This window comes from Bradyrhizobium sp. Crot121, from assembly GCF_059512385.1.
On record NZ_JCAMOR010000019.1, the window covers coordinates 41,080 to 53,278 of the forward strand.

14 protein-coding genes and 1 pseudogene are annotated in these 12,199 nt (G+C 63.3%); 5 read left to right on the forward strand and 10 right to left on the reverse strand.

The genetic code is table 11. The features are described 5' to 3' along the window. Nucleotides 1-254 precede the first annotated feature (254 nt). Entirely contained in the window at nt 255-884 is a 630-nt protein-coding gene (locus tag AC5ZGW_RS18465; RefSeq protein WP_130225797.1) for an aspartate/glutamate racemase family protein, read from the reverse strand. A gap of 184 nt (nt 885-1,068) precedes the next feature. Here AC5ZGW_RS18465 and AC5ZGW_RS18470 point away from each other — a divergent pair, with 184 nt between their 5' ends. The 4 genes and pseudogenes from AC5ZGW_RS18470 to poxB all read left to right on the forward strand — a co-directional run bounded on the left by AC5ZGW_RS18470 (nt 1,069) and on the right by poxB (nt 5,692). Continuing rightward, entirely contained in the window at nt 1,069-2,043 is a 975-nt protein-coding gene (locus AC5ZGW_RS18470) for an ABC transporter substrate-binding protein (protein ID WP_165435199.1), read from the forward strand. Nucleotides 2,044-2,259: 216 nt separating this feature from the next. Continuing rightward, a complete protein-coding gene (locus AC5ZGW_RS18475; protein ID WP_130225795.1) occupies nt 2,260-3,081 on the forward strand; it encodes an ABC transporter ATP-binding protein in 822 nt (273 codons plus the stop codon). Further along, complete coding sequence (locus tag AC5ZGW_RS18480) at nt 3,078-3,845, forward strand: ABC transporter permease (RefSeq protein ID WP_130225794.1); 768 nt, start codon at nt 3,078-3,080, stop codon at nt 3,843-3,845. The genes AC5ZGW_RS18475 and AC5ZGW_RS18480 overlap by 4 nt, the downstream gene beginning before the upstream one ends. 127 nt (nt 3,846-3,972) lie before the next feature. Further along, nucleotides 3,973-5,692 (forward strand): annotated as a pseudogene (gene poxB / locus AC5ZGW_RS18485) (ubiquinone-dependent pyruvate dehydrogenase). 134 nt (nt 5,693-5,826) lie between these two features. On the opposite strand, the gene AC5ZGW_RS18490 reads toward poxB, so the two are convergent. Next, entirely contained in the window at nt 5,827-7,038 is a 1,212-nt protein-coding gene (locus AC5ZGW_RS18490; protein ID WP_165435198.1) for a threonine ammonia-lyase, read from the reverse strand. An 80-nt stretch (nt 7,039-7,118) separates the two neighbouring features. Between AC5ZGW_RS18490 and AC5ZGW_RS18495 the strand changes: the two genes are divergently transcribed. Then, nucleotides 7,119-7,631 (forward strand): DUF1697 domain-containing protein, encoded by a 513-nt coding sequence (locus tag AC5ZGW_RS18495; RefSeq protein WP_130225792.1) that lies wholly within the window; start codon nt 7,119-7,121, stop codon nt 7,629-7,631. A gap of 28 nt (nt 7,632-7,659) precedes the next feature. Here the strand turns inward: AC5ZGW_RS18495 and AC5ZGW_RS18500 are convergent, their stop codons facing one another. From AC5ZGW_RS18500 to AC5ZGW_RS18535, 8 genes are all read right to left on the reverse strand, one after another. Beyond that, entirely contained in the window at nt 7,660-7,818 is a 159-nt protein-coding gene (locus AC5ZGW_RS18500) for a hypothetical protein (RefSeq protein WP_165435197.1), read from the reverse strand. A gap of 188 nt (nt 7,819-8,006) precedes the next feature. Continuing rightward, complete coding sequence (locus tag AC5ZGW_RS18505; protein ID WP_130225791.1) at nt 8,007-8,729, reverse strand: di-trans,poly-cis-decaprenylcistransferase; 723 nt, start codon at nt 8,727-8,729, stop codon at nt 8,007-8,009. Nucleotides 8,730-8,762: 33 nt separating this feature from the next. After that, complete coding sequence (locus tag AC5ZGW_RS18510; protein ID WP_130225790.1) at nt 8,763-9,143, reverse strand: winged helix-turn-helix domain-containing protein; 381 nt, start codon at nt 9,141-9,143, stop codon at nt 8,763-8,765. Further along, complete coding sequence (locus AC5ZGW_RS18515; protein ID WP_130225789.1) at nt 9,130-9,747, reverse strand: hypothetical protein; 618 nt, start codon at nt 9,745-9,747, stop codon at nt 9,130-9,132. The genes AC5ZGW_RS18510 and AC5ZGW_RS18515 overlap by 14 nt, the downstream gene beginning before the upstream one ends. Before the next feature lie 121 nt (nt 9,748-9,868). Further along, the gene (locus AC5ZGW_RS18520; protein ID WP_130225788.1) at nt 9,869-10,228 is read right to left on the reverse strand and encodes a DUF1428 domain-containing protein; all 360 of its coding nucleotides are present in this window, start codon (nt 10,226-10,228) and stop codon (nt 9,869-9,871) included. A 105-nt stretch (nt 10,229-10,333) separates the two neighbouring features. After that, on the reverse strand, nt 10,334-11,071 hold the full coding sequence (locus AC5ZGW_RS18525) for a DUF899 domain-containing protein (RefSeq protein WP_130225787.1): 738 nt from the start codon (nt 11,069-11,071) through the stop codon (nt 10,334-10,336). Between the two features lie 21 nt (nt 11,072-11,092). Continuing rightward, on the reverse strand, nt 11,093-11,437 hold the full coding sequence (locus AC5ZGW_RS18530; RefSeq protein ID WP_245474701.1) for an SRPBCC family protein: 345 nt from the start codon (nt 11,435-11,437) through the stop codon (nt 11,093-11,095). Continuing rightward, the gene (locus AC5ZGW_RS18535) at nt 11,437-11,883 is read right to left on the reverse strand and encodes an ArsR/SmtB family transcription factor (protein WP_130225785.1); all 447 of its coding nucleotides are present in this window, start codon (nt 11,881-11,883) and stop codon (nt 11,437-11,439) included. Before AC5ZGW_RS18535 ends, AC5ZGW_RS18530 begins: the two co-directional genes overlap by 1 nt. Between the last annotated feature and the right edge of the window lie 316 nt (nt 11,884-12,199).

Genomic DNA, 12,199 nt, shown 5'->3' on the forward strand with positions numbered 1-12,199 from the left:
CGTTGCAGTCTGGCCTTTGGCCCAACCTCGTCAGCCGGGGCGAACTTATTGCTGCGGCTGTTTAAGTAACGTTAAACGACGGCAGCGAAAGCGATGAAACAACCCGAGAGCGAGTGATGATTGCTTGCAGAAAAAGCATGCTTCATATGCCGAGGCGCGAACGCTCAGTCCGCACAACTCCCTGATGTATCTCTTCGTCCGGAAGACGGTTGGTCAGGAAAATTCGGTAGCGCACTCATCCGCAAAGGATACCGTCAGCAGAGCATCTCCTTCAACTTCAACACGGCGCTATCCGGCGTCGTGAGCACCGGTCGTCCGGACGCTTGCTCAACCGCCGATGCCGCCGGCGCCATGCTGTATTGCGCGAGCGCGATGACGTCGCAGTTGCGCAAGTCTTTCGACGTTTCGATCACAAGCCGATCATGCTCGGCGCGGTCGCCGCGATCGAGCGCCGCCAATGCACCTTCCGCGAGTTTCAGCACGAGCTCGACGGAGTCGGGAAACTCACGAGGCATGGAAGCCAAAGTCGGCGGAAATGTCGAGAGCAGGCCGACCTTCCGGCCGCTTCGCGCAGCCTGCTCGATCATCGCCTCATTGGGCTTCAAGACCGGCATCGGCGCATGCGCCCGCGCCACCGCCTCGATGCAGGGTCCGAAGGCGGAGCAGGTGAACAGGATCGCATCGGCGCCCGTGCTCACGACATAGCGGCCGAACGCGAGGAAACGCTCGGTCATGGCGTCGGTGAGCCGGCCGTCGCGCGCGAGATCGGCCGACAGGCTGTCGTCGAGCAGGTTCATCAGCCGCGCCTCCGGCCACAGCCTGGCGAACGATGATTCAATCGGCTGAATCGAATGCTTCAGGGCGTGAATAAGGGCGATGCGCATTGTCGTTGTTCTACTCTCGATCAGTTGCCGATGCCGGTCAGCGCTCTGTCGACGGCGCGGCCGAGCCGGTCGACGTTCACATTGCTGTCGTCAGGCGTCCAAGCCGAGCTTAAGCGGAGATCGCCATGATAGTCTATCGCGGCACGCTTCTTGCTACTCCCGGGACTTCCCAGGGGAAATTTCCATGCAGTTGATGACCAGAGTGACCGCGATCCTTGCCCTGCTCGCAGCCATTGCGGCGCTGCCCGCCCCCTCGCAGGCGCAGGACAAGGTCGCCGTCGGCGTATTCCCGCTGTCGTCGTCGCTGCCTTATTTCGTCGCGCTGGAACGCGGGTTCTTCAAGGAACGGAACATCGAGCCCGAGATGACGAAGCTTTTGGGTGGGCCCGCCAACGTCGCGGCGCTGATGACCAACCAGATCGAGGTCTCGGCGGTTCTGGTCACGCTCGAAGGCCTCAACGCCAACGTCAAGAAGCCGGGAGTCGCCACCTATATCAGCCTCAACAGCCAGACCAAGGTCTGGAAGATGGAACAGTTCGTCGTCCGCAATGGCTTTGCGGCGAAAACGATCGCCGATCTCAAGGGCGCCAAACTGATGTCGGCGCCGGGACCGGCCAACATCAACACCGCAAAGGCGATCCTCGCCAAGAACGGCCTGAAGGCAGGCGACTACACGATCGACCAGCTCGACATGGGCCAGCACGTCAACGCCATGACGGCCGGCACCTTCGACGGCGGCTACACGCTCGAGCCGAATGCATCGATGATGATCAAGGCAGGCGTCGCGCACCCGATCGAGGCCGGGGTGATCTCGAAATACATCCTCGGCAATGAGAATGCCAACGCGTACGCCGCCGGCTGCGCGATGACAGCCGATTTCATCCAGAAGCGACCGGATGTGGCAAAACGCTTCGCGGCCGCCTGGGCCAAGGCGATTGCCTTCATCAACGCCAATCCGGATGAAGCGCGGAAACACCTCGCCAAGAACACGTTCACGCCGGATAACGTGGTCGATATGGTGCCGATGCTTGGCTATGTGATGGTCGGCGATATGACAAAGGAGCAGCTTGCCGATCTGCAGGCATTGTCGGATTTCGGCAACTCGATCGGCGTCGTGCCCGAAAAGATCGACGTCACCAAGTTCCTGCGCAGGTTCTGAGGCGCGCATGACGATCCAAGGCTATCGCATTTGGCTATTTGGCGGCTATGGACGAGGCGGGCCTCATGGTTCGAGACGCGCCGCAAGCGGCGCTCCTCACCATGAGGGTCTAGGATTCCGCCACGGAATCAGACCTCATCCTGAGGAGCCCGCCAATGGTGGGCGTCTCGAAGGATGGGCCGCGAAGGGACCGCCCTCCATGTGCGATAGCCCTGCATGACCAGCACGACCGCAAGCGTGGCGAGCGGGCTGGCCAGCGGCTTCGACGAGTCGCGCCGGACGGCGCCGCATGTCACGATCCGCGGGCTTTCCAAGCGTTATCCCGACGCTGTCATCTACGACGCCTTCGATTTCGATATTCCGCGCGGCAAGCTCATTTCCGTGTTCGGACCAAACGGCTGCGGCAAGAGCACGCTGATCAACATGATCGCAGGGCTCGTGCCCGCTGACGCCGGCGAGGTGCTGTTCGACGGGCGGCCGCTCAGTCGCGTCAAGTTCGGCTATGTGTTCCAGAACTATCGCGAGGCCCTGTTTCCGTGGCTGCCAGCGTTCGACAACATCGCCTATCCGCTGAAGCTGATGGGCGTGCCGAAGGCGGAACGCAAGCTGCGCGTGGAGCGGCTGGTGGCGCATCTCGGCGTCAAGATCGACCTTGCGCTCTATCCCTACTACCTCTCCGGCGGACAGCAGCAACTCGTCTCGATCATGCGCGCGCTGATCGTCGAGCCGGAGGTCCTGTTCCTCGACGAACCATTCTCCGCGCTCGATTACGAGATGACGCTGTTCATGCGCGAGCAGTTGCAGCGCGTGTTCATGGAGACCAAGACGACGACGGTCCTGGTGTCGCACGACCTCGAAGAGGCCGTATATCTCTCCGACCATGTACTGCTGCTGTCGCGCCATCCGGCACGGGTGGTCGAGTTCGTGCCCTATGACGCGCCGCGGCCGCGCACGGACAAGACGATGTCAGAGCCTTCCTTCGTCGCCACCAAGGCGCACTGCCTGAAGCTGTTCCAGCACGAGGTGCGCCGCGGATGACGGGACGCCAGCAAATCGCGAGGGCGTTGCTGCCGTTGGTTGGCGTTGCGATGCTGCTCGCCGTCTGGACGCTGGTGAACGGACTGAAGCTGGTCGATCCCGTGCTGCTGCCCTCGCCCGCCGAGACGTTCAGGACCTTGTGGGAAGGCATGGCCAGCGGCAAGCTCGGCGTCGACTTCGTCAAGACGGTGGCGCGGACGATCTCCTCCACCGCAATTGCGGCCGTCATCGCCATTCCGCTCGGCATCCTGCTCGGCTCCTCGGAGAAGCTCTATCGCTCGGTGGAGTTCCTGATCGACTTCTTCCGTTCGACGCCCGCCTCCGCGATGTTTCCACTGTTCCTGGTGCTGTTCGGCGTCGGCGACCGCACCAAGATTTCCGTGGCCGCGTTCGGCGCCGGCCTCGTCATCCTGTTCAACGTCGCCTACGGCGTCATGAACGCGCGGAAGACGCGCCTGCTTGCCGCCAAGGTGATGGGCGCATCGCGCACGCGCGTGCTGTTCGACGTGATGCTCTTGGAATCGCTGCCGCAGACCTTCGTAGGCTTGCGCAACGGCGTGTCGCTTGCGCTCGTCATCATCGTGGTCGCCGAGATGTTCATCGGCTCGACCGACGGGCTCGGCCAGCGCGTATTCGAAGCGCAGCAATTGTTCGACATGCCCGGCATGTATGCGGCGATCTTTGCCGCCGGCGCGCTCGGCTACGCGCTCAATCTCTTGTTTCTATTGATCGAACGCCGCTTCGTGCACTGGGCCGGCCGCTAGCAGCGGCGCTTTCCGGCCTCAGGACGAGGTCGTGCGAACCCGAAATATCCCAGTCGGCCGAATGGCCTATCTTCTAGGCCGCCGGACGTATGCCCGATCGAAACCTCCATTCCCCAGGGAGAACCTCATGGCCCGCACCGTTGCCGACCAGATGGTCGAGACCTTTGCCGCAGCCGGCGTGAAACGCATTTACGGCATTGTCGGTGACAGCTTGAACGGATTCACTGACGCGCTGCGCCGCCACGGCGGCGTTGAATGGCTGCATGTGCGCCATGAGGAAGTCGCGGCCTTCGCCGCCGGCGCCGAGGCGCACATCACCGGCGAACTCGCGGTCTGCGCCGGAAGCTGCGGCCCTGGCAATCTGCATCTGATCAACGGCCTGTTCGACTGCCATCGTTCGCGTGTGCCGGTAGTGGCAATCGCCGCGCATATCCCTTCTCCCGAGATCGGCTCGCACTTTTTCCAGGAAACGCATCCGGAGCATCTGTTCAAGGAATGCTCGACCTATTGCGAATTGGTGTCGAGCGCCGAACAGATGCCGCGCGCGATTGAGATCGCCGTGCGGCGTGCGATCGGCGAACGTTGCGTCAGCGTCATCGTGATTCCCGGCGACATCGCGCTCAAGCCAGCCACCGGCACCTCGGCCTCGACATCGACCGGGCTGGTGCTGTCGCAGCCGGCGGTGGCGCCATCGGATGCCGCGCTTAAGCAACTCGCCGACCTCCTGAACCAGTCAGAGCGCGTCACGCTGCTCTGCGGCAGCGGCTGCGCCGGCGCACACGACGAATTGATGCAGCTTGCGGAAGCCCTGAAATCGCCAATCGTCCACGCCATGCGCGGCAAGGAATATGTCGAGTGGGACAATCCTTACGACGTCGGCATGACCGGCCTGATCGGGTTTTCCTCGGGCTATCACGCCATGGAAAACTGCGACACGCTGCTGATGCTCGGCACCGACTTCCCCTATCGGCAGTTCTATCCGAAGGGCGCGCGGATCGCGCAAGTCGACGTCAGGCCCGAGGCGATCGGCCGGCGCGTGCCGGTCGAGCTCGGCGTCATCGGACAGGTCGGCCCGACGGTGCGCGCATTGTTGGCGCGACTGACGGCCAAGGATGATCGGCGGTTTCTCGACGGTGCGCGCAAGCATTATGCCGAAGCACGCCGCGGCCTCGACGAGCTCGCCTCCGGCCGCAAGGGCGGCACGCTGCATCCGCAGCAGATCGCGCGTGTCGCAAGCCAGCTCGCCAGTGAGGACGCGATCTTCACCTGCGACGTCGGCCTGCCGACAGTCTGGGCGGCGCGCTATCTCGCGATGAACGGCAAGCGCCGCCTGATCGGCTCGTTCTGGCATGGCTCGATGGCCAACGCGATGGCACAGGCGATCGGCGGCCGCGCCGGGACGCCAGGTCATCTCGCTTTCCGGCGATGGCGGCTTCACCATGCTGATGGGCGATCTCCTCAGCCTTTCCCAGCTCAAGCTGCCGGTTAAGGTGATCGTGTTCAACAATGGCGCGCTCGGCTTCATCGGGCTCGAGCAGAAATCCTCCGGCTTCCTCGACACCGGCACCGAGCTGAAGAACCCGAACTTTGCCGCCATGGCGGAGGCCACCGGCATCAAGGGTGTCCGCATCGAGGATCCGTCCGAGGTCGAGGGCAAGCTTGCCGAAGCCTTCGCGCATCCCGGACCCGTCGTGATCGACGCCGTCGTCAACCGCCTGGAACTCGCCATGCCGCCCAAGGTGACCACCGAGATGGCCAAGGGCTTTACGCTCTACATGGTGCAGGCAGTGCTGAACGGCCGAGCCGACGAGGTCGTCACGCTGGCGCGGACCAATCTCTTGCGGTGAGAGGCTCCCTCTCCCGCTTGCGGGAGAGGGCGGGGTGAGGGTGTCTCCGCATCGGGATTCCCTGAGTGGAGAGAACCCTCACCCGGCGCTTCGCGCCGACCTCTCCCGCAAGCGGAGAGGTGAGATCACCGCCGCTACGTGCAGCGCGCCGAAAAACCCGATCCCGCGAGCTTGGCCAGCACATCGTCCAGATGCGCGCGGTCACGGGTTTCGATCACGAGCTCGAGCAGCGTCGCCTTGGCCGGGAGCGCCGAGAAGGTGCGCTGGTGCGAGACTTCGATGATATTCGCACCGGCTTCGGCGAGCAGCGCCGAGACCGCGGCGAGCTGGCCGGGTCGGTCGACAATGTCGAGCGTGAGCTGCGTCAACCGTCCCTCGCGCGCGAGCTCGCGCGTCAGCACCGAGGCGATCAGGCGCGTGTCGATGTTGCCGCCGGTCAGGACCAGGCCGACCTTCTGCCCCGCGAAGCGCTGCGGCGCGGCCAATACCGCCGCGAGGCCCACGGCACCGGCCCCTTCGACGACCGTCTTCTCGATCGAGATCAGCATCGATACCGCGCGCTCGATCTGATCTTCCGTGACCAGCAGGATGTCGTCGACCAATTCGCGCACGATCTTGGTCGTGATCTGGCCCGGCGACTTGACCGCAATGCCCTCGGCAAGGGTGTCGCCGCGCATCGGCAGATGCTCGTTCCTGATCGCGTTGTGCATCGACGGGTAGAGCTGGGCCTGGACGCCGATGATCTTCAAACCGGGCTTGAGCGATTTGGCTGCGATCGCGATGCCCGAGATCAACCCGCCGCCGCCGATCGGCACGACGAGCACATCCAGATCCGGCACGGATGCCAGCATCTCCAGTGCAATCGTGCCCTGGCCAGCCATGATCAGCGGATCGTCATAGGGATGGACAAAGGTCATGCCGCGTGTCTCGCAAAGCTTGCGGGCAAACTGCGCGGCGTCCTCCAGCGTCGCGCCGGAGATGATGACTTCGGCGCCATGGCGCCGCGTATTCTCGATCTTCACCATCGGCGTGCCGATCGGCATCACGATCGTGGCGGGAATGCCGAGCCGCAAGGCGTGGTAGGCGACGCCCTGCGCATGATTGCCGGCCGACATCGCGATCACGCCGCGCTGTCGTTCCTCCGAGGACAAAGCTTGCAGGCGGTTCAACGCCCCGCGTTCCTTGAAGGAGGAGGTGAACTGCAAATTCTCGAATTTGAGCCAGATCTCGCAGCCGCAGATCTCGCTCAGCGTCCGGCTCTGGTTGCAGGCGGTGACGATGACGGAATCGCGGATGGTGGCCGCGGCGGCCCTGATATCGGCCAGGGTGATCGGAAGGTTTTTCAAGTTGACCTCGGTTTGTCCTGTAGCTCCTGTTGGCGCGCCTGTGGCATGCTCACGGCCTCCCTCCTTGGATACGGTCTGGAATGCCAACCTATATTGCCCTGCTCCGTGCCGTGAATGTAGGCGGAACCGGCAAGCTGCCAATGGCCGAGCTGAAAGCGATGTGCGTCGCCGAAGGATTTGCAAGCGTACAAACCTATATCGCCAGCGGCAATGTGGTGTTCGACAGCAAATTGCCCGCCGGGAAGGTGAAGGCTGCATTGGAGAAGCGGCTGCAGGCCTATGCGGGCAGCCCGATCGGCGTGGTGATCAGGACTGCGGAGGAGATGGCCGCGGTGCTGAAGGCCAATCCGTTCCCCAAGGCGCAGCCGAACTGGACGGTTGCGATCTTCCTCGACGAAGCGCCGCCGCCCGATGCGCTTGCCGCGATCAGGGGGCAGCAGGACGAGGACGTGCGCCTCGGCAAGCGCGAGATCTATGTCGCCTATCGCTCAGGCATGGGTCGCTCGAAGCTGAAGATACCGGCAGCCGCAAACGGCACCGCGCGGAACATCAATACGATCGCCAAGCTCGTGGAGCTCGCGCCGGGCAGTTAGAGCATCCCTGGGCGAAGTGGAGACCGGCTCAGGCGTCCTGGAGTGCGGCCTGGGCGTGCTCGCGCGGCCTCACCGGCTCGGCCCGCTCGACCACGTCGCAATTCTCACAATGCAGGACGGTACGGAAATGCTTGTCCAGCGCGACGGTCCGTTGCCGGCCGCATTGGCAGCGCATCTGCTTGTCCATGGGAATGACCCTGGTTGTACTGGTTCGCGGGAAGGTCAGTGCGCCTAGCTAGCCGCTAAGGGTTAACCTAGTGTGACGACGATGACGCAAATCGGGCGCGGCTTCGACAAGCCATCTTGCCGCGGCGCCGATTTTCCTGCGGTTCGAGGCCGACCCGGTCGCGGGCTCAATGGCGCCGAGGGCCAAGCTCAGAGGCTCGGCACTTCCTCCAGCGCGACCGCTTGCAAGCCGCCAAAGCGGCGTTCCCGGCCATGGAAGGAGGCTAGCGCCTCGGCGAGATCGTCCCCGTCGAACTCCGGCCACATCCGATCGGTGAAGTGCAGCTCGGCGTAGGCGCCTTCCCACAGCATGAAATCGGACAGGCGCTTTTCGCCGCTGGTGCGGATGATGAGATCGACGTCGCGCAGATTCGGCTCGCCGGTGACGAGCTCTGAGAAGGCCTCGCGCGTGAGCTTGCCAAAGCCGGCGACCCGGGTCGCGGCGTTGAGGATGGCATCGCGGGCGGAGTAATCGATCGCGATGCGCAGATGCAGGGTGTCGCCATCAGCCGTCGCGTCTTCCGCGCGGCCGATCGCAGCCGCAATGCCGTTGGGCAGACGGTCGCGGCGGCCGATCACGGTGAGGCGAACGCCATTGCGCACCAGCGCCTGGATCTCGTTGGCGAGGTAGAAGCGCAACAGGCCCATCAGCGCCGTGACCTCGGCCTTCGGCCTGCGCCAATTGTCGCTGGAGAAGGCATAGAGTGTCAGCGTACCGATCCCCTGTTCGGGCGCTGCCTCGACGATGCGGCGGATCGCTTCGACCCCGGCCTCGTGGCCGCGCAGGCGCGACAACCCCTTCCGCGTCGCCCATCTTCCATTGCCGTCCATGATGATGCCGACGTGAAGTTTGGAGGAAAGATCACTTTGCATTACAAAGTCTCCGATCAAAAAAGGGAATCGTGATCAGGCCGGCAGGATGCCGAGCTGGGAAGGCGCGGCGCCCTCCTTGCCCGCGGCCTTGGCGGCGTCGCGCACCAGCCGTTCCAGCACAGCCAGATAGTCGAGGAAGCGGCGGCGGCCCGCCTTGGTGAGGCGGCAAGTGGTGTGCGGGCGATTGCCCTCATACCTCTTGGTGACTTCGACGAGTCCGGCTTCCTGCAACACCTGCAGATGACGGCTGAGATTGCCGTCGGTCAATCCGCAAAGCTGCTTGAGATCGGCAAACGCCAATCCCTTGGGATGCGTCATCAGCGAGGTCATCAGCCCGAGTCGCGCCTTCTCGTGGATCACGCGGTCAAGACCGTCATAGGAGAACGGCGCGTTGTTGGCTTCAATCTTCGACATCGTTTTCTCCGGTGGCGAAATACAACAGGGCAGCCATCAAAACCTGACCGACGACGAAGGGCAGGCCCATGGTCCAGGGCGACAAGGCGTGGCTCTGGCTCGCGACCACCAGCACCGCAAAGCCCGAGAGGAAATACCAGGCGCCGGCAAAGGCGATGCTGCGCGGCAACGAGCGGACAGAGGCGAACACGCCGAGGCTCACCAGCACCTGCCACAGGCCGGGCAGCATCCACAGCGTTTCAGGCGCGAACTTCCACAACAGGATCGCGAGCAAGACGCCGGCGACGCCCGCGGGCAGGAACTGCTCGACCGCTTGCTGGATCATGGCGTCCGCGAGCCCGGAATGATGCCGGCGCGAGCGCGCCCGCATCTCGGTCCAGATCAGCGCGGCCGAAAGCAGCGCGGCGACGGTCCAGCCGCCAAAGAAGGTGAGCGGGTTCCCGGTCGGATTGTTGAGCCAGAGGAACTGCAGGATGGCTGTCAAGAACGCGACGCCGCCGGTGGCGGCCACGGTCGCCGGGCCATAGCCGCGGAACGCCGTGCCCGCCGCAATCTGGCTGCGGATGGCAAGAATGTCGGCCAGGGCCTTGTCGAGATCGCGCATCGGTTGTCCGAACTTTGCATTGCAAAGTACACCGAGTCGCGAGACGGGCGCAAGTCAGCCAGCGGCCGACTGGATCACTTCGGCCGTCTCCATGGAAACAGTTTGTGTAGCGCCAGCGCCGCTACACCTTCACCAGGCTCGCAAATCCGCCATAGATCATGCGCTTGCCGTCGAAGGGCATCGACTTTCCGTTCATCATGGGTTTGAGACGCTCATCCGCCATCACCTTGGCATTGATCTTGTCGCGCTGGGCACGCGATTTGTAGGTGATCCAGGCGAACACGACGGTTTCGCCGGGTTTCAGCTTGACGCTTTGCGGGAACGAGGTGAGCTTGCCGGGCTTGACGTCCTCGGCGACCCATTCGCGATAGTCCAGCGCGCCATGCTCGCGCCAGATCTTGCCGCACTTTCGCGACATCTGGGCATAGGCGGCGAGATTCTTCTTCGGGACGGCGACGATGAAGCCATCGACATAGGGCATGGGCGATTCCTGTTGTTGTTCCCGTCATTGCGAGGCGCGAAGCAACGAAGCAATCCATTTCTCTGCTTGCGGTGGATTGCTTCGCAATGACGGTTTGTGGGTGCGTCAGCTATGGCAACAGGATGCCTGAAACGGCATCGGCTGGTATTGGTCACGGTGCCGCACCCAGTCCATCGGATAAGGCAGGCCCTCTTCATGCCGGCCGAGCGGCGTGAGATCGAGATAGTGGTAGGCCGCATTCATCATGTCGGTACCTCGGGCAAAACACGAATAGGTGTGAAAGACGTTGCCGGTCTCGTCGCGGTAGAACACGCTGATGCCAGGCGCCTCCTCGATACCAAAGCCGGACGTGCCGAAATTGTAGATCTTAGCGCCCGACTTCACTTCTTCCGGCGTGAACGACACCGCGAAATCATGGTTGAAGTCGCTGTTGGCCGAGGACAGCCAGTCGAACGTCCAGCCCATCCGTTTCCTGAACGCTTCCAGCTTCTCGAATGGCGCACGCGAGATCGCCACCAGCGTGGTGTCGCGCGCTGCAAGATGCGGGATCATGCGCTCGTATCCGTCGGCCCAGAACGAACAGCTCTTGCAGCCTTCGTCCCAATCGGGCCCGAACATGAAGTGCTGCACCACGAGTTGCGGCCTGCCCTTGAACAGGTCGGCGAGCGCTATCTTGCCGTTCGGGCCGTCGAACATGTAGGCCTTGTCGATCTTGACCCAGGGCAATGCCCGACGCTCCGCGCTGAGGGCATCGCGGGCACGGGTGAGCTCCTTTTCATGCGCCATATGGACCTTGCGGGCTTCAATCCACTCCTCGCGTGACACGACTTTGTGTGGCTGCATGGTGTCCTCCCTTGACAGTATTCAAGCGATGAAACTTTCCAGCTTGGTGAACAGCTCCGTCCATCCGCGCTCATGATTGTCGCGCGCGGTCTCGTCGACGAACTGCTCGTGATGGAAGGTCAGCAGCGTGCCGGCGCCATCTGACCTCAGCGATACCGTCACCAGCGACTCGCGCTCGGGCGTCGAATGCCAGGCCCAGGTGAACACCAATCGCTCGTTTGGCACGACATCGCGATAGACGCCGCCGACTTCGTGATATTCGCCGTCGTTGCCGGTGAAACTGATGCGGTAGCGCCCGCCGGCGCGAACGTCGAGCTCAGCCCGCACCGAGCCGGGCTTCACATTCGCCGGCCCGAACCACTGCACTAGGTTTTCCGGTTCGGTCCACGCGGCGTAGACTTTTTCCGGCCGCGCACGGAGGCGGCGCGTGAGGGTGAGGCCGGGGCGCGCGGCGGGGCCGGAGCTGGCGGTGCTGATGGCCATGGGTCTTCCTCCACGAAGGCGGCAAGGCGATCGAAATTGTCGGACCAGAAGCGCACATAGCGATTGAGCCAGTCCATCGCCTGCTCCATCGGGCGCGCGGTCAGCCGGCACGCCACCGTGCGGCCGGTCTTCTCCCGCATGATCAGGCCGGCATCCGACAACACGTCGAGATGCTTCATGATCGCGGACAGCGACATCTGAAATGGCTGCGCGAGCTCGCTCACGGACAAGTCGTCCTTCTCGCCAAGCCGTGCCAGAAGCGCACGGCGGGTGGGATCGGAAAGCGCCGCGAAAGTGCGGTCCAGCGTCTCGTCGAGATACTTAACCATATGGTTTAGTATAGACGCGATCGATCACGAGTCAATGGCGCGTATCGCGAGAACATTCACGAAAATTTGGCGCGCAAGAGAAGGGGACAGAAGCGACTAGCGCGCGCCGTTCTTTCCTTCTCCCCTTGTGGGAGAAGGTGGCGCGCATGCAATGCGCGACCGATGAGGGGCTGTCTCCGAGCGACGGTGATTGTGGAGACAACCCCTCACCCTAGCGGGTCTGTTGCTGACGCCGGCGCAGCCCTCTCCCACAAGGGGAGAGGGCACATCAACTCACGCCGCGAAGGCGCACCGCGTGAAGCGCGCCGTTCGCAAG